General features: G+C 54.5%; 20 protein-coding genes and 1 pseudogene. 9 read left to right on the top strand and 12 right to left on the bottom strand.

The annotated features are described in order from the left end of the window. Positions 1-162 precede the first annotated feature (162 nt). The gene (locus tag AB1E33_RS17325; protein WP_372578526.1) at positions 163-1494 is read left to right on the top strand and encodes a hypothetical protein; all 1332 of its coding nucleotides are present in this window, start codon (positions 163-165) and stop codon (positions 1492-1494) included. Between the two features lie 75 nt (positions 1495-1569). On the opposite strand, the gene AB1E33_RS17330 is transcribed toward AB1E33_RS17325, so the two are convergent. The 5 genes from AB1E33_RS17330 to AB1E33_RS17350 form a co-directional block, all read right to left on the bottom strand. Beyond that, positions 1570-2181: a recombinase family protein gene (locus tag AB1E33_RS17330; RefSeq protein ID WP_372578527.1), complete on the bottom strand. Its 612-nt coding sequence runs from the start codon at positions 2179-2181 to the stop codon at positions 1570-1572. 103 nt (positions 2182-2284) lie between these two features. Beyond that, complete coding sequence (locus AB1E33_RS17335; protein ID WP_372578528.1) at positions 2285-3139, bottom strand: IS5 family transposase; 855 nt, start codon at positions 3137-3139, stop codon at positions 2285-2287. A gap of 54 nt (positions 3140-3193) precedes the next feature. Continuing rightward, complete coding sequence (locus AB1E33_RS17340) at positions 3194-3910, bottom strand: IS6 family transposase (protein WP_372578529.1); 717 nt, start codon at positions 3908-3910, stop codon at positions 3194-3196. Between the two features lie 215 nt (positions 3911-4125). After that, complete coding sequence (locus AB1E33_RS17345) at positions 4126-5331, bottom strand: NAD(P)/FAD-dependent oxidoreductase (protein ID WP_372578530.1); 1206 nt, start codon at positions 5329-5331, stop codon at positions 4126-4128. 73 nt (positions 5332-5404) lie between these two features. After that, positions 5405-6112, bottom strand: a complete 708-nt coding sequence (locus tag AB1E33_RS17350) for an SDR family oxidoreductase (protein WP_372578531.1) — start codon at positions 6110-6112, stop codon at positions 5405-5407. 122 nt (positions 6113-6234) lie between these two features. Here AB1E33_RS17350 and gcvA point away from each other — a divergent pair, with 122 nt between their 5' ends. Beyond that, positions 6235-7107 (top strand): transcriptional regulator GcvA, encoded by an 873-nt coding sequence (gcvA, locus tag AB1E33_RS17355; RefSeq protein WP_372578532.1) that lies wholly within the window; start codon positions 6235-6237, stop codon positions 7105-7107. Between the two features lie 148 nt (positions 7108-7255). Here the strand turns inward: gcvA and AB1E33_RS17360 are convergent, their stop codons facing one another. The 3 genes from AB1E33_RS17360 to AB1E33_RS17370 are packed head-to-tail and all read right to left on the bottom strand — an operon-like array spanning position 7256 to position 11814. Further along, positions 7256-8827, bottom strand: coding sequence for a sulfatase family protein (locus tag AB1E33_RS17360; protein WP_372578533.1), 1572 nt, complete (start codon positions 8825-8827; stop codon positions 7256-7258). After that, positions 8824-10740 (bottom strand): TRAP transporter permease, encoded by a 1917-nt coding sequence (locus AB1E33_RS17365; protein WP_372578534.1) that lies wholly within the window; start codon positions 10738-10740, stop codon positions 8824-8826. The genes AB1E33_RS17360 and AB1E33_RS17365 overlap by 4 nt, the downstream gene beginning before the upstream one ends. 60 nt (positions 10741-10800) lie before the next feature. Next, positions 10801-11814, bottom strand: coding sequence for a TAXI family TRAP transporter solute-binding subunit (locus tag AB1E33_RS17370; RefSeq protein WP_372578535.1), 1014 nt, complete (start codon positions 11812-11814; stop codon positions 10801-10803). 88 nt (positions 11815-11902) lie between these two features. Here AB1E33_RS17370 and AB1E33_RS17375 point away from each other — a divergent pair, with 88 nt between their 5' ends. After that, entirely contained in the window at positions 11903-12808 is a 906-nt protein-coding gene (locus AB1E33_RS17375; protein ID WP_372578536.1) for a LysR family transcriptional regulator, read from the top strand. Positions 12809-13007: 199 nt separating this feature from the next. Here the strand turns inward: AB1E33_RS17375 and AB1E33_RS17380 are convergent, their stop codons facing one another. Both AB1E33_RS17380 and AB1E33_RS17385 read right to left on the bottom strand, forming a co-directional pair. Continuing rightward, positions 13008-13919, bottom strand: coding sequence for a glutaminase (locus AB1E33_RS17380; protein ID WP_372578537.1), 912 nt, complete (start codon positions 13917-13919; stop codon positions 13008-13010). Positions 13920-14166: 247 nt separating this feature from the next. Further along, positions 14167-15093 (bottom strand): LysR substrate-binding domain-containing protein, encoded by a 927-nt coding sequence (locus tag AB1E33_RS17385; RefSeq protein WP_372578538.1) that lies wholly within the window; start codon positions 15091-15093, stop codon positions 14167-14169. Positions 15094-15204: 111 nt separating this feature from the next. Between AB1E33_RS17385 and AB1E33_RS17390 the strand changes: the two genes are divergently transcribed. The 6 genes and pseudogenes from AB1E33_RS17390 to AB1E33_RS17415 form a co-directional block, all read left to right on the top strand. Further along, positions 15205-15861 (top strand): pyroglutamyl-peptidase I, encoded by a 657-nt coding sequence (locus AB1E33_RS17390; protein ID WP_372578539.1) that lies wholly within the window; start codon positions 15205-15207, stop codon positions 15859-15861. Between the two features lie 11 nt (positions 15862-15872). Continuing rightward, the gene (locus AB1E33_RS17395; RefSeq protein WP_372578540.1) at positions 15873-17738 is read left to right on the top strand and encodes an ABC transporter ATP-binding protein; all 1866 of its coding nucleotides are present in this window, start codon (positions 15873-15875) and stop codon (positions 17736-17738) included. Next, the gene (locus AB1E33_RS17400) at positions 17659-19347 is read left to right on the top strand and encodes an ABC transporter substrate-binding protein (RefSeq protein ID WP_372578541.1); all 1689 of its coding nucleotides are present in this window, start codon (positions 17659-17661) and stop codon (positions 19345-19347) included. Before AB1E33_RS17395 ends, AB1E33_RS17400 begins: the two co-directional genes overlap by 80 nt. A 73-nt stretch (positions 19348-19420) precedes the next feature. Further along, complete coding sequence (locus AB1E33_RS17405; protein ID WP_372578542.1) at positions 19421-20347, top strand: ABC transporter permease; 927 nt, start codon at positions 19421-19423, stop codon at positions 20345-20347. Beyond that, a complete protein-coding gene (locus AB1E33_RS17410) occupies positions 20348-21223 on the top strand; it encodes an ABC transporter permease (RefSeq protein ID WP_372578543.1) in 876 nt (291 codons plus the stop codon). A 114-nt stretch (positions 21224-21337) separates the two neighbouring features. Further along, positions 21338-21535, top strand: a pseudogene (locus tag AB1E33_RS17415) (IS6 family transposase); the annotation flags it as partial. Positions 21536-21551: 16 nt separating this feature from the next. On the opposite strand, the gene AB1E33_RS17420 reads toward AB1E33_RS17415, so the two are convergent. Together AB1E33_RS17420 and AB1E33_RS17425 are read right to left on the bottom strand one after the other, a co-directional pair. Beyond that, the gene (locus AB1E33_RS17420; RefSeq protein ID WP_372578544.1) at positions 21552-22130 is read right to left on the bottom strand and encodes a hypothetical protein; all 579 of its coding nucleotides are present in this window, start codon (positions 22128-22130) and stop codon (positions 21552-21554) included. 77 nt (positions 22131-22207) lie between these two features. Beyond that, complete coding sequence (locus tag AB1E33_RS17425; protein ID WP_372578545.1) at positions 22208-23167, bottom strand: IS5 family transposase; 960 nt, start codon at positions 23165-23167, stop codon at positions 22208-22210. Positions 23168-23217 lie beyond the last annotated feature (50 nt).

The raw sequence follows: 23217 nt of genomic DNA on the forward strand, positions 1-23217 counted from the left end.
GTCTCTTGCTAAACCCGCGCTTTCTTGGACCGATCCGTATTCACAAAATGGGACGGTGCTCTTGAGAACATCCGGCCAGATCCGTTCCTTCAATAGACACACTTCGACCGCCGAGCGTCGAAGGAATCATTTCAACCTATTATTCAGTAACGAGGATTACCCATGTGGGTTAAACACAAAGCCAATGAAAGCGATACCCTTCAGTCGGTCACCAAGCAGTACAAGATCAAGGATCCGAATGCGGTTCTGAAGCATCCCCAGAACCGGAAGGTCCTGCCGCTGCTCAAGAAAGGCTCCGCCCTGAAGAAGGGAACCGTGGTCTGGGTCCCCGATCCAAAAGCGAAGGTTTATGTTGTGAACGGACCGAAAGGGCAGATGGTCCTGAACGAGAAAGACTACAGGACCTATCTGACGAACGTTCACAAGACGATGGATCGCGCCCTTACCGCTATTCGGCTGAAATACGATTATGCTATTGGCCGGCACGATACCCAGCGCAAGATCAATGACGATCAGTGGTTCGTGTCATCCGTCGTCGAGACATTTTCATCGGCAAGCGAGCCGAAACGAACAAGAAAACTTGCCACCAACGCAATCAAGCAGCTCGCCCAAACAACGAAAGGCCGAAAATACGGTGTTTTCGCAAAACATGTAGAAGCGGCAGACAAAGAAATCACAGCCTATACCAACGATGTTCACAAATGGGTTGGGGGGCTAATCGGAACGGCCGAGAGCACCGTCGCGGGTCTCAAAGTGGTCAAGGAAGCGGGAATATTCTGCGGTACGGTTGTAGCCGTCACCATCACGGCCCCCGCCAGTCTTCCGGCAGCGGCACTTGTCGGGGGGCTCTCAAGCGCAGGGGTCAATCTTGCATTTGACGGAGCCGACGCATTGGGTCGATGGGACTCAGGATTGAAGCAGCGTTCAGCTGGTGAGATCGCCACGCGGACTATGACAAACGCCCTCGCGGGCGCCGCAGGCTCGGCGATTGCAGGCGGAATTGCGAAATACGCGGCTAAGCCGCTTTTGAGCGCGCTCGCGTCACGACCGATGATCTCGGCTCAAGTCGTCCGCCTGTCTCAGAGCAGGGTCGTGTCACGCGTACTGGAAAAAGAAGCCGCCATTCTTGCCAAAGAACTGGCAAAGAAAGATCTGGCCGCCTTTTCGCTTGGGATCAAGAATTTCCCCGACAAGGTGGTCTCGCAGGCCTTGATGAAATTCTTCATAAGGTTTGGGACCGGTGGTTTAAGCAAATTGCTCAGTTCAAGCGGGGAGGTTGAACTAGAGGTATCCAAGTGGATGGCTAAAAACCCCAAAAAACTGGGACAGAAAAGTGGTCAGGTGGTTGGAGCCGCCGCTGCCGCTGACCTTGCAAAAGGAAAAATCTCGGACATCCTTTACGAACGGCTGCTGACAACCAAAAAGGCGGACTTTACAAAGATCCTCCGCGTCGAGATGGAAGCCTACGCAAAGTCACAGTCCGTGCGGGCATAGGAACGGAATTGCGACCTAGTAAGAACAGCAGGCGCTATCAAAGGGGTCTGCTCCGGCTGAGTGCAGAATGACACCTTAAGCGCCGAGCAGTCGTTTTCCATAGTCACGCAGGTTGCCTTTGGGATCGACGTATCGGTACAGGGTGACGGGTTTCACGCCCAGTTCACTGCACAGCTCTGAAACGGATGTGTCCCGGTTGGCCATTGCGGCCTGTGCCATCCGGACCTGAGCTTTGGTGAGTGCGAACTTTCGTCCGCCTTTGCGACCTCGAGCACGGGCGGCTTGCAGCCCAGCCATGGTGCGTTCCCGAGTCAACTCGCTCTCGAACTCAGCAAGCGCGGCAAAGATTCCAAATGATAACCTACCGGCTGCGGTGGTTGTGTCGATCTGTGCCCCTTGGCCTGTAAGCACCTTCAGGCCGATACCGCGCTCTGACAGTAGGGTGGTTGTTTTCACCAGATGGTTCAGACTGCGGCCCATCCTGTCCAACTTCCAAATGACAAGGACATCGCCTTCTCGCAAGGCCTTCAGGCAAGCTTCGAGGCCTGGGCGGTCGTCTTTCTTACCCGAGGCCTGATCGGAGTAGATTTGCTTTTCATCGACGCCCGCCTCGACCAGAGCGCCCTTTTGCAGGTCAAGCGACTGGCTGCCATCGGCTTTTGAGACGCGCGCGTATCCGATCAGCATGTTTCACAAACGAACGTTTGTGATGTGTGGAAAAGTTCCTGGCTTTCGGCGACCGTGTTGCATGGATCAGAATTGGGGCGGATTGGCCCCTTACCCCATCACTTCAGACGACGCGCTCATACACCGCACGACCGAGACCAGTCATGCTGTTGAGCGCCTTTGATGCCATTTTCACTTCGGCAATTTGATTGTCAAAGTCGCGCGCTTGCAGCCGGTCGCCGATAGCTTGTTTCCATCTTCCGATCTGGGCTTCGACCCGTGATCTCTGGTTGTATCCCGTCTTCGTTTGCCAGCTCATTCTACCATTTTGAGCGATGACGTCGATGTGGTGGTTGCGTTGTGCATTCTTGCCGTGAACCGCGTTTTTCGGCGGAGGAATAATGATCTCAACTTCATGCCCGAACTTCTCGATCAGGCAGTCTGCCACGCCCTGGCCGTCATAGGCACCATCCGCCAGAAACCGGCTCACATCGGCATCCATGTCTGTTAGCAAAGCTGGCAGTGCCGTTTCATCGCCCACATGTTTAGTGGTCAACTCAATCGCGGCGATTTCACCCGTTTCCGGATCGAAGGCGATGTGGAGCTTGCGCCATGTTTTGCGAGCCTTCTTGGTGCCGTGCTTCTCTTCATGCCAGTCGTTGCCGCCATGCACTTTCAGACCCGCGCTGTCCACAATGAGTGTGGTTGGTTTGCTCGCAGCTCGCCGGTTTTGGTGGAGCTTCAGCCCTTTACCGCGCCGCGACAAGGTCGAGAAGTCCGGCACCACAAGGGCCATGCCCATCAGCTTGGCAAGCGACCGCACAAAGCCCTGAGTTTGCCTGAGCGGGAGTCGAAACACGACGCGCAGAGTGAGGCAGATCTCGATAGCCAAATCAGAGTACCGCGACTGACCGCCGCGTGTCTTGCGGCGCGGCGATCTCCATTTCTGCACCACATCATCAGAAACCCAGATCGTCACGTCGGCACCGTAAACTTAACCGTCACAGGTCAGCGAATTCCACTGACTTTGCGATTAGGCTGCTGAGACCTGTGCGATTTCGCGCCAGGTTTGCACAGCAAGAGACCGCATTTCCCGAAAGTCGGCTGATGTCATTTCGTGGCGGGGCAGATGGAACAGATTGGCTATTGGGTCGTGGATGGATACGAAGCGTTGCAGGTGCTCTGCTGATTTGAACCTCTTCATCACCTTCTCTCGTTGTCGCGTTGGCTGGTGGGAATTTTCAGCCCGGTTGTTCAAGCACTTATGTGATCGATGCTCGACACTCGGCATGGTCCTCCGCTTCGCCGCCCCGTACGAGCGCAGTTTATCAGTGATCATGACGCGCGGGACAATTCCCTGCCGCTTGAGCAGCTTTCGCATCAACCGCCTGGCTGCTTTGGTGTTGCGTCGGCTCTGCACCAGCACATCAAGGACAAATCCGTCTTGGTCAACCGCTCGCCAAAGCCAGTGTTTCTTACCCTGGATCACGATAACGACCTCGTCGAGGTGCCATTTACCACCAAACTGCCCAGCTGAGCGGCGCCTGATTGTTCCGGCAAACTGACGCCCGAATTTCTCCGCCCACATGCGGATCGTTTGGTGTGACACGATGATACCGCGTTCTGCCAACAGGTCTTCGACCATGCGCAAGCTAAGTGGGAAGCGAAAAAACAGCCAGACCGCATTTGCGATCACATCCGGCGGGAAGCGGTGGCGGCGATAGATACAAGAACTGTTGGTGTTGGTCATCCGGCCCAATCGCACATCAACGAGACTTGTGCATTAAGTTTACGGTGCCGTCAGCAGTTTTTCAAAGGCTGCAAAGTCGATCCGGTTATTGGCATCGAAGGGGGTGACCAGAGCTGGCATGACGCCGGAAAGCTTGACGTTATAGGTCATTTTTGGATCCTTTCGCCGCGAAGACGGCGGGTCCGCGCCGGGGCACGGACACCGAATGATTGCGATTAGATGACTGCACGTTCGATCACGCGCTCGCCCTTGGTGAAGCGTTCATACAGGAATGGGGACAGATCCATTGACCGAAATTCGCCATATATGATTTGCTCTGCCACGCCGCGCCCCACTGCTGGACCCTGTTGCGAGCCGTGCCCGGAAGAGCCGTTGGTGAAGTGGAAGTTCGCCACCTGATCATGCGGCCCGATGACGACATTGAAGTCGAAAGGGTTAAAGTCGTAGTGCCCCATCCAGAAATCCACGACTTCAACATCTTCGAACTGCGGAATGCGGTTTGAGATGATCGGATGAACCTTGTCTTCCCAGATGGTTTCCTCGGCGCTGAAATCGTCGACATCCACAGTGGCGTCTTCACCCAAGGGTGGGCAACCGACCAGATAATCATCGCCAAACTGACGGAAATGCACACCCGTCGGATCAATGGTCAACGGCAGGTCCCGGTCCAGCGGTTCCTTGGCACGGAAGATGAATGTGTAACGTCGCTTGGGTTGGATATCGAGCTTTAGCCCGGCCATATCGGCCACCATCCCGGCTCGGGTGCCCGACGCATTGACGATGGCACCGGCCTTAATGATCTCGCCCGATGCAAGCGTCACCCCGGTGACCTTGTCCCCTGTGCGGTGGATTGCCGTGACTGAGTTCTGGATGTACTCAACACCCTTTTCGACCGATTTCTTGATCAGCCATTCAACCATCAGCGGGGCATTGTAATACCCCTCGTCGACAGTATTCAGACTGCCTGTTTCAATATCGTCAAGCTTATAAAACGGGTAGGCCTCTGCGATGTCAGACGGCGTTACCATCCGGGTGCCCGCACCGCATTCTTCCTGTACGCTTTGATCTCGCCTCAGAACTTTGGTCAGGTCAGCATTGTCAGACAGATACAGATAGCCAAAATTGCGAATGCTCAACTCTGGCACTCCCGGGTCACCACCAAGGTTCTCACGGAAATTGCGCACGAACTCGGCCGCGTACTGACCGATTTGCACGTTGATGGGATTGGCAAACTGCTGGCGCATGCAGTTGTTCGAAGCCCCGGTTTGCGCCTTGGAAAAGGTTGGATCGGGCTCAACAACCAGTACCTTGCCCTTGAAATCCGGGTTCGACACCAGAAACCAAGCGGTACAGGCCCCCATGGTGGCCCCACCGATGATGACAACATCATAAGCATCATGTTTCGCGGTAGCGGAAAACATAGGGAGATCCATCTCCCACGAGGAGTCTTTGGAAGTCGGCTTCATGATTGTTCTTTCGTGGTTGTTGTGTTGGTCAGACCGAGCGGGTGATGCCGCCGTCAACGCGGATGTTTTGACCTGTGATGTAGGCGCCTCCGTCTGAGGCGAGGAACGCAACCGTGGCAGCGATCTCTTCATATGACTTGCCGTAACGTTCCATCGGGATCTTGGCCATGAAATCCGGATTTTCCGGCAAGCTGTCGATAAATCCGGGCAGCACATTGTTCATACGCACATTGTCTGCGGCGTACTTGTCTGAAAACAGTTTGGTGAAAGCAGCCAGACCTGCCCGCATCACACCCGAAGTCGGGAAAACTGCATCAGGCTCGAAGGCGGCAAAGGTTGAGATATTGATGATTGTTCCGGATTTCTGAGCAAGCATGATCGGAGCAACAATCCGTGAGGCGCGTACGCTATTCAGAAAATAGACCTCCATACCCTCATGCCAGTCTTCGTCGCTGATTTCGAGGACAGGCGCGCGGGGCCCGTGGCCTGCCGAGTTGACCAATACATCCACGCGACCCCATTTGCTCATTGCTGCGTCGACCAGTTTCTGCATGTCCCCGCTAGATTTATTTGTGCCGGTCACTCCGATCCCGCCCAGCTCTTTGGCCAATGCCTCGCCCTTGCCAGATGAAGACAGGATGGCGACGTTGAAGCCATCGGCGGCAAGGCGACGTGCACTATCGGCGCCCATGCCGCTGCCGCCACCCATGATGATTGCAACTTTCTCGTCAGCCATTTCTCGTCTCCGTGTGTTCAGTTGGTTAATCTGACTTCAACATGGAGAGTCCCCGCGCGTTTGACTAACCAATAATTCTGCTTTAGCACCATAGAAATTCTACAATCTAAGTGTAGGCGCAGATGCGCAAGCTTCCTCCTTTGAATTCTCTGAAGTCGTTCGAAGCCTCGGGGCGGCACTTAAACTTCAGGCTAGCGGCCGAAGAACTTGGCGTTACACAGGGCGCAGTCGCCCAACAAGTGCGTGCGCTGGAAGAACTTTTGAAAATCAAGTTGTTCGAGAGGCATGCAAGGGGGCTTTCTCTCACAGACGAAGGCCGTAAGTATTTGCCGCCCGTGCGGCGCGCGTTTGACATGATGGCCGAGGCAACAGGTAATCTGTCTCCGCAGAGTACGGTGGTAACGATAAGTTCCACTCCGTCATTTGCGACAAGGTGGCTGGTGCCCAAGCTAGGGAGATTTTCCCAAGACCACCCGGATATTCAAGTACGCTTGGACGCCTCAAACGAACGTGCGAATTTCCAGACCGACGGAGTTGACATTGCCATACGACAGGGAAGACCGCCATTTGGACCAGGTCTTGTAGCGGATCCGCTGTTCGCTGCTCGATTGATTGCAGTCTGCCACCCGGATCTAGTCTCGGGCCCGAAACCGATTCAATCACCGCATGATTTGCTAAACCACGTGTTGCTTGAGGACACCCACGGCCAATGGCCTTTGTTCCTTGAAACGGCATTGGGAGAACAGCCAGTAAAAGACGCAAAAACCATGGCGTTCAGTCAAACATCCATGGCCATCGATGCTGCATTGGCAAGCCAAGGCATTGCGTTGGCCAATCGCGAGTTTGTGGAGGCGGATCTAAGGGCAAGCCGTTTGTGTCAACCTGTCGAGTTCTCAATGGAGACAGACGAGGGATATTATGTGGTCGCTCCACGCGAACCAAGGAATCCTGCTATCGTCTCAATTGTGAGGCGTTGGCTGGCTGAGCAAGTATAGCTAGTGATTTGTCCTGATACACGACCCCCCCCCCGATCCCCACACAGATCGTGGTGCTGCGACTTTCTGATTTCTTGCCTCATTGGTACTATGTTGGACGTTCTTGTTGTTCAGCTGAGCAGGCTCATTTGACGTTTCATACGTTGCGCTAAGCGCGATAGGCAGGCAAGGGTGCGCGGTCTTGGAGCGCAATCATTCGACGCAGCATCGCTTCGGTTAGTGCGTGCTGGGTATCTTTGCTTGAACTATTGCCATACAAGTTCGAGATCTCTTCCGGGTCGTGTTTAAGATCATACAATTCGTTCCACTTCTCGCCTTCGCGAAGTGACATTCGATACCTGTCGGTTACCACCGTTCGCACCCGCTGTGGGCGTTCAAAACCTGTCATAGTGCGCTGGCTGTCTTCTTCGACGATGATTGCCTCAGGTGGTTCGGTCGTGAGCAAATCGCGGCCCTGTATTCCATTGAAAGGGGTTATCCCGGCCCTGGCGAGGACGGTGGCAGCAATATCGATAGAAGAGCCCAGGCCCTTTTCTACCTTCCCGTCAGCCGAAGCTGCAGGATCTTTCCAAATGAACGGCACCCGGATGATCCCCTGATAGTGTAGCAACAGCTTCAACATCAGGCCGTGATCACCCATGTAGTCCCCGTGGTCCGACGTAAAAACTACCACCGTGTTGTCCGCCAATCCTAAGGCCTCCAGACGTGCCAGGACACGGCCTATGGCGTCGTCAATCATGGTGATCATGCCATAGGTCAATGCGATGATGGCTCGGGCTTCATCCTCAGTCACGACAAATGGATTCTGGTTGTCTCTCGGATCAGTGCCCTTCTCCATCGCTTCGCGCATGGCTCTAATGGGAGGCAGGTCGCCCTTGCCAAAGGATGCAGGCAAAGAAATATCTGCCGGATCGTACATGTCCCAGTAATGCCCTGGCGGCGTGAAGGGGTGATGTGGGTCAGGAAAAGACATTTGCAGAAAGAACGGAGCGTCCTGTTCTGCCTGGTGAGTCAACCAGGATTCCGAGCGGTCGGCAATCCAAGACGTGGAATAAAGCTCTTCGGGAACCGCCGTTCTCCAGGCCTGTGGTGCATTGATCCGGTTGTCGGGAAGCCCATTTTCAGGGCCGGTTAATCCATCGAAGTCTGGGTGCTGTTCGCGGGCCCAAAGAAGATAGTCGCCAGAGGCTTGATCCCCGTGATCGGCGCACACTTCAACATGATCGAACCCGTAGAAATCACCCTTTAATCGCTCGGCCAAGGGTGTATCCCACTTGGGTGCAACTTCCAGATCATAATCGGGTGAATGGCGGTTGTTCTTATACGCGTCACGCAGGTGCTGGGATGGTGCGGACGCTCCCTCTTTGGTTTCAAACTTCTTGGTTGCGGGCAGACCAGTAAAGCTCTGCAAGTGAGATTTTCCAATCAGTCCAGTGTTGTATCCGGCGTCGCGAAGCAACTCGACAAAGGTGGTGTGATCTTTTGACAGCGGGATGCCGTTATGACGTGCCCCGTGCACCGAGCACATCCGCCCGGTCATGATCGAGGCACGATTGGGCATGCAAATCGGGTTGGCAACATAGAACCTGTCCCACCGAGTGCCCCCTTCAGCGATCCTGTCGATGTTCGGAGTTCTTACAAGTCTGTTGCCATAACAGCCAAGGTGATCGGCCCGGTGCTGATCGGTGATGACAAACAGGAAGTTGGGACGTCTTGTCATTGGGTCGCCTCGGTTTTCATTGCCGCAGATCGGCCCGCACGCACATCAAATGCTACGAGTGCGAGGCCGAGTGCAACGGCGGGCAAATGGAACATAGGATCGGTTACAAGACAGGCGAACGCAGTTACAAAGCGGATCACGATTTCCGGTACAGACAGTTTGCGCCTATCAAATCCGGACAAAGCTGAAGAAAACAGCCAGATGCAAAAGCAAGTGCGGGCGACGATCCACAAGAATGGCAGCAAGCTGAATTCCTCAACAATCAGGATCGTTGGATAGAATGCAAAGACGAACGGGATGATGAATTTGGCCATACCCAACCGGAACGACATAAATGCGGTCATCAGCGGATTCGCCCGGGCGATTGGTGCCGCTGCATAGGCCGCAATGGCGACAGGTGGTGTAAGCGAGGATGCAACACCATAGTAGAAAACAAACATATGTGCGGTTAGCATCGACACACCCAATGCCTGGATCGCCGGACCCATCACGAGAATGATGATGAGGTAAGCGGGCAGAGTAGGCATTCCCATGCCAAGGATCAGTGCCCCGGCCATAGCAACAAGCAGGGCAGAGAATAGGCTTTCACCCCGGATCGATGCGATTATGTTGGCCAGTTTCAGGCCAAGCCCCGTAGAATCCAGTGACCCGACAAGAATTCCGATGGCAGCAATGGCAATCAACAGGGTTGCTCCGGCTTCCGCCCCCTTGAGAAAAGACCGCCAAATCCGTGCAGGATCTCCTCTGACTTCAGGGTTGATGACCGAAAGCCCCAACAAAACGACGACGGCATAGAACCCGGCAGCGGAGGTGGAGAGCCCGAACAGCAGCGACCCGATCACGACAAGAATGGGTCCGGCAAACAGCACTGAATTGATCATGTCCGTTCGGGTAATATGGTCATCTACTGTCATCTCTTGAACGTCGATGCCTTGCCTGCGCGCCTCGACCGTCACGGCTGAAAACAAACTGAAATAGTAAAACAGCGCGGGGAACAGAGCGGCGATGATGATGTTGAGGTAGCCAACCCCGGTCAGATCAGCCATCACAAGCGCCGCTGCTCCCATGATTGGTGGCATGATTTGCCCGCCCGAGGATGCCGTCGCTTCGATTCCTGCCGCGAATGTTGGTGAAAATCCTCGCTTCTTGATCATAGGGATGGTGAATGTACCGGTTCCAACGATGTTCGCGACGGTCGAACCCGACATGGTGCCAAACAATGACGAGGCCAGAATAGCGGCGTGAGCCGGACCACCTCGCGTGCGGCGCGTGGCCAGAAAAGCGAATTTCAACAGCGTATCGCCCGCTCCTGTGCCTTCGAGCAATACACCGAAGATGATAAATATAAAGACGGTGCTGAGCACGATATTGGTGATAGAGCCGAAAACACCCTTGTTGGTGTTGTACCAGAGCGCTTCGGCGACTTCTTTCAGTGAGAAGCCGGAATGCGCCATAATGCCAGGCAGATCTTGCCCAAATAATAGATACAGGACGCCAAAAGTGCCGACCGCAAAAAGGCCCCATCCCCACAGGCGACGACAGAGCTCGAGAAAGACAACCAAACCTGCGAGCGCAGGCAGCGCATCCCTGGTAGTCACATCGTATAATGCCGTCTCCATTTCGGTCTGAACGAAGAGGAACGACCAGATCGACCAGAGCCCGGCGACGACCAAAGCAGCATCAATGGCAAGATACAGCGGCGTCGATTTGCCCTGATCGGTCCGACGCTTCTGCGACACAGCCACGGCGATGATAAGCGCCAGGGCAAATCCGATGGCCCGGTGCAGTTTCGGGTCAATCAACCCAACGCCCGAAGAATAAAGTGTAATGATTCCAAGTACGAAACTAGCAGCCACAGAAGCGACAGAGAACAGCCGCACCGCGACACGAACGAGAGGGGTCGCATCAGACATCAGACTACCTTTCAATAAGGGCGTTTGTCGGCCGGGCTGAAAACCCGGCCCGGCGGCGCATCAGGAATCTGGGCGAAGCTCGTCGGGGACTGAGAACCCAGCTTCCTCGTAATAACGCAAAGCGCCTGGGTGTAGCGGAACATTGACCGAGGTAAAGGCGCTGTCTTTTGTCACGTCTTTCAGGAAGAACGCCGTCGCATGAACCTCATCAAGGTTCTCCCAAAATGCTTTGGTCGCATCGTACACGACGTCATCAGAAACACCGGCGTGGGTGCCAACGAATTGTGTGAAGCCAAGTGCGGTGATCTCTCCATTAGTCAGTTGGCCTTTATAGACGTCACCATCAAACTGCATCATGCCGCGCCCGGGCCGACCAAACAGCGCCATCATCTCTTCACTGTTAATTTTGTCTTCGGGGATGGAAAGAATGCGGAACTCACCTGACAGGCCAAACCGTTCGATGTTTGCCGAGCCGATTTCCGCCGGTCGCACCATCATGTCGATCTTGCCATCAGCGAGGGCTGCGTATCCTTCGCCCCAGCTCAGGCGAACCGCAGTATAGTCTTCACCCGGCACATACCCCGTGATGATCTTGATCAACGCTTCCGACGTAGCCGAAGCCGAACCGGCAGGCGGTCCAGTGAAGACCGTCTTACCCTTGATGTCGTCCCATGTCTCGATGCCCGAGCCGGCAAGTGTGACAGGATGGTACGCCCCGGCCTTAAAGCCAAGAATGGCACGGATGTTACCGGCGAATTCCGGTGCACCGTCAACCTTCTCGTACATCCTTTTTTGCCCCGCCATAAGATTGACTAGAGACGGAACGGTCGAGAAAAAGTCGATATCACCCTTGCCCCCTTTGAGCATCGACTTTGTAAGCGTTTGCCCTGCATTCACCTGAATCTCGACACCTGCTTTTCCGGCCTGGTTTGAAAAGGCGACAAACATAGTGTGCACCGGGTCGCCAACCCCAGCGGTCTCACCTTTGAAGATCTCTGACGAGGCCATTCCAGGCAGCGCCAATAAGACTGTGGCAACCAGAAAGGTCCGGCTAGCTAATTTGAAATGAAACATGGTGTCCTCCCATAGACTTTCCCTGAGACTACCTGTTTTCAATTATATGGAATAATCAAACATACAGTGCTATACATACCAATTAGGTATGAAAATAGATCCCAAGCACCTAGCTCAGTTGTCCGTTATTGTCGAAGCTGGCTCTTTTCAGTCCGCTGCCAATCGGCTTGGTACGACGCAACCAGCGCTCAGCCGGAACATGAAAGCCCTGGAAGCCCGCCTGGGTACATCCCTGTTTCAAAGGGAGGGGCGCCGATCAATTCCTAACAATTTAGCCCTCCGGCTGGCTCGAAACGGGCTGGCGATCCGTTTGGCCGAAGAGCAGGCAGGCATCGTCGCGGATCAAGCTGCAAAAGGCTCCGTTGGCGAGTTGCGTATCGGCGCACCACCGATTGTGTCGGGAAGGTTTCTCAGTAGCGTTTTGACTAAGTTCATTCGAGCCAACCCTAATTGTAGCGTCGAGATACGTACCGGATTGGTCCATGAGCTTCGGACAATGTTGAAGCGCGGCCAGGTTGATCTCGTCTTCGGTCCAGAGAACCTGGCGGAGCCAGTCGACGGATTGGAATTTGAAAACCTGATAGACGACGGTGTCAGAGTGATGTGCCGGGCGGATCATCCCCTAACGTACCTCAAGCACATCATGTCATCGGATCTCGAAGCCCAGATTTGGCTAGCGCATTCCCGAGGTAGCCTGCTGAGGCAACAGACAGAAGCAGCTATGATCGCCTCTGGTGTTCGGTCCATGCAGATTGGCTGTGAAACTGATTCAATCCGCTCGGTGCTCGAGATTGTCGCCGAGACTGATTTGATCACCACGATGCCAATGGCGACGACGACACCTTATCTTGAAGATCGCCTGGTGTTTCTTCCCTTTGATCACCCTCAGTTTCATAGACCTCTAGGGGCGATCCGAAGGACAAACTCTTCATCAAGTCGTTTGGAAACTCGTTTTCTCCAACTGCTGAGTCAGAGAGTTCATACCAAAGGCTAAGCATAATCTTTGATAGGACCTTTTGAGACGTCTCTAAACTCGACCAAGCATCATGGCCAGTTTTCTGTTTCACATCGTATCGGCTTTGTTGCACAAATCGGGTGAGGGACGGACGTCCCCTTGGGGCAATCTCGCCTCACTTATGATCTGTGCAACACGGTCCATCCCGAAGTCATAGCGGCTGTCTCCAAGCCTGTTTTCAAAACACCGACCACCCGGTTGCTTGGCTCAGCAAGGCAGCGGCGCGCGTACCAGCTTTGGAGTTGCCATAGTCGTTCAAGCCCGGTGACCAAATTGCTATCGAAGCTACTTTGGGCGCTATGATCAGAATCCCGCCGCCGACTCCGCTTTTACCAGGTAGGCCGACCTGAAAGGCAAAGTCTCCTGACCCGTCGTAATGACCACAAGTCATCATCAACGCATTTACGCGGCGCACGTTTAGTGTCGAAACCACACTGGGTGCCCCTTCAAACCCAGCAAGGCAGCGCCCAGCCCGAGCCAGTTGGCTTGTCGTCATTTCGATCGCGCACTGATGAAAATAGGTTCCGAGCGTCATTTCTGGTGGGTTAATCAGGTTGCCAAAGGAGGCCAAGTAGTGCGCCAATGCCTTGTTTCTGGATCCAGTGCGCTCTTCCGATTTGGCGACTTTTGCGTTCATGTGAATGTCATCATCTTCGGCAGCCGCTCGAACAAGACTTAAAACTTCCGCCAAAGCGAGCTTTGGTTCTCGACCCGACAATAGTGCATCGGTCGTGACGAGGGCACCGGCATTCACAAACGGATTTCTCGGTCTGCCTCGCTCGCTTTCCAGCAAGACGACTGAGTCAAAAGACGTACCCGACGGTTCCCTACCAACGCGCGACCAAAGCTGGCCACCAATCCGACCCAGCGTCGCCATCAGAGCAAATACTTTCGAAACGCTTTGAATGGAAAAGCGCCTTTCTGCAAGACCCGCCGAAATCATTCTTCCGTCTTCGGTGCACACGCATATAGCGAACTGAGAAGGGTCTACTTCAGCCAGTTCTCGGATGTACTGAGCCGGCTGACCCCAATCGGCTTCTCGGTATATTCTGTCAGTGATGTCTTCCAACAGCGGGCGCAGATCAGACATCAACCGGTAATCCTTTGGGCATTCATGAACTCACCTCAATTGAATTGACGACGATTTTTCTTAACCGGCCGACAAGCCTGGTTTCGTCGTCATTAGGGGCTTTGTTGGGCTTTGTTGATGGCATGGGTGTCCCCTTCCGACGGCATCGCAATGGGCCAACGTGACGGTTGTTGAAGGCATTACAGAAGGAGAGCGCATCCATGCCATCAACAAAGCCGCACGACGTCAAAAAACGTTTCCTTCGGTGCTAGCACTGCTCAAGGCTTCTTGTTCGGTCGGTGAAACGCGAAAATGTTTCCGCAGCGTCTTTTAGGATATCGATAAAAGCCTCAACCAGTTGTGAGGAAGGTAACCCCTCAGGCCGGGCGATCGTGTATGAGTACACAATACTGGGTTCGAAGCGTCGAGTGACTACGCCGTTTGCACGCCAGGGACCGGCGCCAAATGGTTCGATTATTCCGATTGCCAGGTTTTCCGAGATCATTGAATAGCCTGTATGAGAGCTCTGGATGCCGATATCGGAATTGTATTGAACCCCAGCATCGTCGAGCACGATGTGCGTATCGTCCCAATTGACCTGCTGTTCCGGCAAAATCCGCAGTACGTTTTCGCCTTCCAAATCCTCGGGCCTGATCACCTCACGCGTCGCCAGTGGATTTGTTTCGTGCATCGCGCAGACGTGGGCGGCCTTGATCAACGTCTCTTTTTGCATGCCCGGCAAGTCCGGGAAACCATGCGCAATCCCAAGAGTGGCCTGATGTGTTTGGAGCTTGAGTGCGATCTGCGTGAATGACCCGGTCTCGATTTGGAAGGCCACAGAGGGGTGAGATTCGCGAAATTCTTTGACTGCCATGGGAATGACACTGGTTGATAAGGCGGGCGTTGCGCAAATTTTGAGGTCGCTCGGTCGCTCCTCTCGAATTCGCTTCGCCGCGCCATCGAGCTCTTCGATGCCAATGTAAAACCTTTCAACCCCATTGTAGAAACGCAGAGCTTCTGGCGTTGGATGCAAGCGCCCCTTGGTACGCTCGAACAATTTGAAATCTAGGTAAATTTCAAGATCGGCAATCAATCGGCTGACTGCCGGTTGGGTCACAGACATCAAATTCGCAGCCTGGGCCGTGGTCCCTGATTGCATGACGCAGCGGAAGGCTTCGACTTGGCGGTGTTTCACTGCAAAAATCCAAGATATAATATTTACGTATAGACTAATGTATTAATATGACTTGAGATTATCAACCTCGTTCGTCCATGGTTTCTGAAATAGCAAACCAAGGGAATACGAATGGCGCATCAGCCGAAAATACTGGTCGCGGGATATGGTCCCTGGGCAAAGGCGGAAATCAACCCGGCGGCGCAGGCCGTGGAGGAACTGCACAAGCGCGATTGGCATGACTGCGATCTGAGCCTGCATGTCATTCCTGTGTGCAGTACGCGCCTGGCGGACAATGTGAATGCGCTGCTCGATGAACACCGCCCGGACGCTTGGCTTGGGCTCGGTGTTTCGGACGCAGGGATCATCGAGGCTGAAATGGTAGGCATCAATTGGCGACACTTTTCTGTGCCGGATGTGGCGGGTGAAAGCTATGAAAGAACCCCGATTTTGACCGCTGGACCTGACGCCTACAACGCGACGCTTCCCAACAAAGAGATGGTTGGTTCGATCAACAAAGCGGGCATCCCTGCCGCGCTGTCCTTTCACGCAGGCACCCACCTTTGCAATCAGATGCTCTACACCACCGCGCATTTGGTCCGCCAACGCGGCATGTCTACCTTGCACGGTTTCATTCATGTGCCCCAGACCCCCGCAAACATCGCCATGACAAAGCGCCCTGAGGCGAAAGTACCCTCCATGAGTTTGGCGATGATCACCGAGGCCATCGCGATCTGCATCGACACGCTCACCCATCAGCTCACAACCCAGCAAACGCTCTCAGCATAAGGATCACCGCCATGCCAGATAGCTTTACAAACGCTGCACCCCTGCTTTCCGTTCGCGAATTGACGGTCGAATTCGGTTATGGAGATTTTGCGGTTCGGGCTGTCGATGGCGTGTCCTTCGATCTTGAGCACAACAAGACCTTGGCCATCGTCGGTGAATCCGGTTCTGGCAAATCGATCTCTTCGCTCGCGATACTGGGATTGCTGCGCCATATTGGTGGCCGTGTTCCGAAAGGCAGTTTGTTTTTCGAAAGTAAGGTTCTGGGGCGGCGTGTGGACCTCGCCCAGCTCTCCGAGCGCGAGCTTCGCAAGATCCGCGGTAATGAAATCGCGATGATCTTCCAGGAACCGATGACGTCATTGAACCCGGTGTTCACGATCGGGGGGCAGATGGGCGAGACGCTGGCATTCCACCAAGGTCTGGGCAAACGCGACGCTCGCGCCAAGGCACTGGAGTTTCTGGACCTTGTACGCCTGCCCAATGCCGCACGCTTGCTGGACAGCTACCCGCACCAATTGTCCGGCGGGATGCGCCAGCGCGTAATGATCGCCATGGCATTGTGTTGTCAGCCAAAAATCCTGATTGCGGATGAGCCGACAACGGCACTCGATGTGACCATTCAGGCACAAATTCTGCATATCGTTCGTGAACTGCAGGCCGAGATGGGAACTTCCGTAATTTTCATCAGCCACGACATGGGGGTCGTCTCTGAGATGGCTGACAATGTTCTGGTGATGAAGGCCAGCAAGTTCGTCGAAACCGGACCGGTGGAAACCGTCTTGGGCACCCCCAAAGAAGCCTACACACAGGCGCTGTTGGCGGCAGTCCCGCGCATTGGCAGCATGACCGGCACCACACAACCGAAACTCTTCGATATTCCCGGTCAGACACAGATCCACGACACGGCCCCGGCCAAGGCCATCGACCACAGACAGCCATTGCTTGAAATTGAAGACCTGACAACGCGCTATGACATCCGCGGCGGACTCCTGAACCGCGTGACGTACCGCGTGCACGCGGCGGAGAAAATTTCATTCAAAATTTATCCCGGAGAAACGCTTGCCCTAGTTGGTGAATCCGGCAGCGGCAAATCCACGGTCGGGAAAACCATTCAACAACTGGTGGAGCCTGTCTCAGGCGTGATGCGCTATCACGGTCAGGACATCTTTACTCTGCCTGCGGAACAGCGAAAAACGTTCCGCAAGCAAAGCCAGTATGTCTTCCAGGACCCCTATGGCTCGCTGAACCCGCGCAAGACCGTAGGCGAAAGCCTGATTGAACCTGCAAAAGTCCACGGGTTGGTGTCTTCCAAAGAGGAAGCCGAGGCGAAAACTGCTGATCTGCTGACCAAGGTCGATCTGCCTGCAGCGCATGCCACCCGATACCCGCATCAGTTCTCGGGTGGTCAGCGACAGCGTCTCTGTATTGCCCGCGCTCTGGCCTGCGACCCGAGCCTGATCATCGCTGACGAGGCGGTCTCGGCGCTTGATGTATCCGTCCAAGCGCAGGTGGTGAATCTCTTGATGCAGCTTCAGGCTGAGCAAGGTTTATCCTACCTCTTCATCACCCATGACATGGCCGTGGTTGAGCGGATCAGCCACCGGGTGGCGGTGATGTATCTGGGTCAGATTGTAGAGATCGGCAGCCGTCAGCAGATCTTTGAAAACCCGCAGCATCCCTATACGAAAAGACTTTTGTCAGCTGTTCCGGTTCTAAATCCGGGCCACCGCCCCACCCGACCACCGTTGGAAGGGGAAATCCCAAGCGCAATGTGTCCCGTTGGAGAAGGACCAGCGCTTGTCGACCTTCAGCCCGTCGAAGACGGCCATTTCTATGCCGCACAGTCCGCCGAGGAAATGGGGGCATCGCTGCGCTAGCCCGCCACCCAATCAGCGCTACAACGAGGGCGAATGCCCTTCTTACACACCACCGACAGGAGGACTTATGCGAATATTATTTCGATATCTCACAGCCAAGAACGTGGTCCGCTCGACCCTTTTGGCGTCATGCCTCACTTTCGCAACGCCCATGATGGCGTTTGCCGAAACCACACTAAATGTCGCGCAGGGGCGCGATCCACAAAACCTCGATCCAATCGATACTTTCCGCCTGGCCTGGGGCTCGATCGCCAGCAACGTCTTTGACGGTCTGGTCTTCCGCGGCGAAGACCTGCAGCTGAAACCCGGTCTCGCCACCAATTGGGAATTCCTCGATAACGAAACCCGTATTCGATTCACGCTGCGCGAAGGCGTCGAATTCCACAACGGTGAGCCTTTCAATGCAGAAGCAGTCAAATACACCTTTGACCGTTTGCTCGGCGAAGAAGGTGCAAAAGGCCCGCAGCGCGGCAATTACACTTCGATCCGCGAAGTTGTGGTTGTCGATGAGCTCACCGTAGATTTCTTGATGGAACGCCCCGATCCAGTCCTGATCACCAAGCTGTCCGGCTATGGGGCGATGATTGTTCCGCCGAAGTACATCGAAGAAGTCGGGGAAGAAGCATTTGACATGAAACCGGTCGGCACCGGTCCGTTCAAGATCGTGGAATACACTCCAACCGTTGGCGTGAAACTTGAGCGGTTCGACAACTATTGGAACGGTAACGCCAATGTCGACAACGTAAACATCCGATTCATTCCGGAAGACGCGACGCGCATGGCAGAGCTTCTGTCCGGCGGTATCGACATCTCGCTGAACATTCCGACGCCTTCGGTTGAAACCATCAAGCAAAGCGATGTCGTGGATCTTGTAGACGTCGATGGTCCGTCCGTTGTCATCACGCGTTTCAATACGGAAAACGGTATCACCGTTGACCCGCGTGTGCGCAAAGCGATCTCAATGGCAGTTGATCGTGACACCATCATTGAGGCGCTGCTCGGCGGACTCGCAAGCCCGATTTCCAGTGCTCAGGGCGAGAGATCCTTTGGAAATGATACGTCACTGCAGCCCTATCCTTACGACCCGGAAGGCGCAAAAACCCTTTTGCAAGAGGCAGGCGTTGCGCCGGGTTCCGAAATCGCGCTCGATATTCCAAGCAACAATGACACGTTCCGCGAAATCGCGCAGGTCATGGCAGCTTATCTTGACCAGGTTGGTCTGAAGTTAAAGGTTCGCACCCACGAGACCAGCGTCTTCTTCAACGAGATCGTGACCAACGGTAAATCCGGCGAAATGTTCTACTTTGGCTGGGGTGGCTGGACCTTTGACTTCGATAACACGGCCTATCTTCTGTACCATACAGGTGAGCGCAATAATCCCTACATCGATGATGCAAAGCTAAATGCGCTGCTCGAAGAAGAAAGGGCGACCTACAACACCCAAGTGCGCCGCGACGCGTTGCAGAAGGTGGCCGCTTATGCCCACGAGCACGCGCTCGATCTGCCACTCTACAACCTATCAACGCTTTATGGTGTGAACAAGCGAGTCGAAGGCTTTGTTCCGGCGCCAGATGACCGCGTCCGCTACATGGACATCACCCTGAAATAAACCTGTTCCGGCTCCCAATCCCGCGGGGTTGGGAGCTGGTTGCCATCAGCATTGGCCGCTGGGAGGAGAACTCATGCCAGTCTTCCGCTTTATACTGCAACGTGTCTTTCAAGCGATACTTGTGACACTTGCTGTGACCCTATTCGTTGCTTTTGCCATCCGCCTGACCGGTGATCCAGCGATCATGATGACCGCTGAATCAAGCAATGTTACTGAAGAAGACCTTTCCCGCATCCGCGAGGCCCTGGGTCTGAACCGTCCGTTCTTCGTTCAGTACTTCGACTTCATCAAAAGCCTTCTGACCGGCGATCTCGGAGATTCGTTTTTTCGGGGCTCGATCCGCGATCTGATCGGAATAGCGCTGCCCGCAACCTTGCTGCTGGCGGTCGCTTCACTTGGGGTTTCAATCCTCATTTCGATCCCTTTGGGCATTCACTCGGCGCTCCACAAAGGCGGTCTGTCTGATCAGATCATCCGGGTGTTGTCGCTGGTGGGACTTTCTTTCCCGAACTTCTGGCTCGGGATCATGTTCGTTCTTCTTTTTTCGATCACCTTCCCGCTCCTGCCGGCTTCGGGCTTTGAAAGTTGGTCCGCTCTGATCCTGCCGGCCATGACAATTGGCATCATCCTGACGGCGACGAATGTTCGTCTGGTCCGAACACAGATGTTGGAGACGTTGTCGGCCCAATATGTGATGGTGGCACGCGCCAAGGGCATGACAGAGGGAGTGGTCATTTACAAGCACGCCCTGCGCAATGCGGCAATTGCCATTGTAACCTTCCTTGGACTGCAATTTGGCAATCTCATCGGTGGGCTTGTGGTGGTCGAGCTGGTCTTCAACTGGCCTGGCATGGGCACGCTGTCCATCGAGGCTATCGCACAACGCGACTACCCACTCCTGCAGGCAACCGTTTCCATTCTGGCGATCATGATTGTCGCCGTAAACCTCGCTGTTGATTTGGTCTATGGCCTGATCGACCCGCGCATCAGGGTGGCTTAAATGACTGACCAAACACAACAAAAATCTGTGCGCGCCATTCCTAAGTTCCTGATGAGCCGCTATTTCAAGTTCGAATTTATCGCGGGTGCGCTGCTGACGGGTATTTTAACACTGCTGGTTCTGTCTTCCGGGGTCATCTATCCCGACGGGGGGGCCAAAGTTGACCTTCTGGCACGTTTGACGCCGCCTTTCCTATCGTCTGAACACCCATTGGGCACAGATCCGTTGGGCCGGGATATTCTGGAACGAATTATCCACGGGGGGCGTGTTTCACTGTTGGTCGGTGTGCTCTCCGCCATCGGCTCGGTAGTGCTTGGAACAGTGATAGGGCTCTTTGCCGGGTACTATCGCGGTTTCCTGGATACCTTTGTCATGCGGTTCGCTGATGTTCAGTTGGCCCTACCGTTCATTCTGATGGCTATCACCGTCATTGCCATCGTTGGCCCTGGGATCGACCGGATCATCATCCTGATGATCGTATCGCAATGGGTACAATATGCGCGTCTGGTGCGCAGCTCGGTTCTGAGCCTGCGAGAGCGTGAATTTGTCCAAGCCGCACGCAGCTACGGCCTGCCGGATGTGAAAATCATTTTTTCGCACATTCTGCCGAATGCCATGGGTCCGCTGATCATTCTTCTGACACTGAATGTGGCCAACAATATCCTTCTTGAAAGCAGCCTGACCTTCCTTGGCCTCGGCGCCGACCCACAGACGCCAAGCTGGGGTGGCATGCTTTCAGAGGGGCGCAGCTACATCCAGACCGCTTGGTGGGTGACCGTATTCCCAGGTGTTGCCATCATGCTGACGGTGCTCGGCCTGAACTTGCTCGGTGACTGGCTGAGAGATGAGCTGGATCCATTGGGGCAAACCCGCTGATCGTTGTAATCACGAAGGTAAGAGCGGCCCGAAATTGCGGGCCGTTCCTTTTCCTCGAAAGGCTATGAAGGTGTGGACGCCTCCATTCAGTTTGTTTGCATTTGGGGATGTCCGGTGCTCGACATCAAAGGTGCAGACTACCCAAACTCTGTGATCCTGTTCGCGGTCTATTTCTACGTTCGGTACGGCGTCTCTTACCGTGACCTGGAAGAGATCATGTAGGAACGTGGTGTGTCGGTTGATCATGCGACGCTTAACCGCTGGGTCGTGAAGTATTCACCTTTGGCCGCTCGCGCGGCTCAGAAAAGGAAGACCATCAAGGTCGTAATTATGCTGGTTGCAGTTTCTGCAATGCCTCCAGTTCCTCGTCGATTGCTTCTGCCTTCTTGCGCATCCGGTCCGACGCCTTCATGAGTGTAAGGCATTTCATCATCTGCTTGAAATGTCGGTCCCTGAGCTTCTTCAACTCCTTCGACGATGCTGTGGGTATCGCGCGGTTGTGCATTTCCTGAAGGTTCAAAACAATCTCCGCGTTTGACCACCACAGCTTGTGGGCTTTTTCCGCCTCGACTTCGAGTCGCAAATATCTGAGACGGATTTCCTTGAACTCCGGCGCATCGCGATCGGCACATTCTCTCATCTTCTTCAGCGTTTTCTTTTGCCGAAGATCACGGATGAGCTGGCGACCCCGGATATCATTCTGATGGAAAGAATCAAGCGGCTTGATCTTGGCAGAGGCTGACTTGGTCGCCTCAACCTTCTTTGCCATTTCCTCGACCGCAGTGCAGGCATCAAGAAATTTCAGAAGCGCTTGCGCCGCCTTTCGATAGAGCGGTTTGGCACGTTTCAGGATGCGCCCCGCCGAGGCGGGCTTGTCACGCCGCGCCCGCATGAAGTCCTTTTCCATACGTTCGAGGTTTTGCAGGATATCGGCTGTGTTGCATGGATCATGACTTAGGCGAGTTTACCCCTTACTCCATCACTTCAGATGACGCGCTCATACATCGCACGACCGAGACCTGTCATGCGGTTGAGCGCCTTTGCTGCTACTTTCGCTTCGGCGATTTGACGGCCAAAATCACGCGCTTGCAGGCCATCACCTATAACCTGTTTCCATCTGCCGATTTGAGCTTCAACCTGTGATCGCTGGTTGTACCCCGTCTCGGCTTGCCAGTTCATTCTGCCATGTTTAGCGATGGCAGCGACGTGTCGATTGCGTTGTGCATTCTCGCCGCGCACTGCGTTCTTTGGTGGAGGGATAATGATCTCTATTCCAGACCCGAACCTGCTTTCCAGGCAGTCGACCACCCCTTGGCCGTCATACGCACCATCCGCAAGAAACCGGCTCACATCGGCATCAATGTCAGTGAGCAATTCTGGCAGCGCTGTTTCGTCGCCTACATGTTCCGTGGTCAGCTTCGAGGCAACAATATCACCAGTTTCCCGGTCGAGCCCGATATGGAGTTTGCGCCATGTTTTGCGGGCCTTCCTGGCGCCGTACTTTTCTTCATGCCAGTTGTCGCCGCCATGCACTTTCAGACCCGTGCTATCCACAATGAGGGTGATTGGTTTACTTGCAGCTCGCCGGTTTTGGGCAATCTTTAATCCCTTGCCACGTCGCGACAAGGTCGAGAAATCCGGCACAACGATGTCCACACCCATCAACCTGGCAACCGACCGCACAAAACCCTGAGTTTGTCGGAGTGGAAGTCGAAAGACGACCCTAAGGGTCAGACAGATCTCGATCGCCAGATCGGAGTAGCGGGACTGACCGCCGCGTGTCTTGCGGCGTGGCGATGCCCACTTCTCCACTACATCTTCAGAAAACCAGATATTCACGTCACCCCGACGCCGGAGGCTTTCGTTGTAACCCGGGCAGTTCGTGACCCGGAACTTTGCTTTAGGAAACTTGCCGCGACGGTCATCATTGAATTTATGGGGCATCTACTGTCGCTCGCGTCTGAGTGAACGTTGGCGATACTGCGGCTCGGCTG

Source organism: Ruegeria hyattellae (assembly GCF_041537925.1).
Taxonomy (GTDB): Bacteria; Pseudomonadota; Alphaproteobacteria; order Rhodobacterales; family Rhodobacteraceae; genus Ruegeria_C.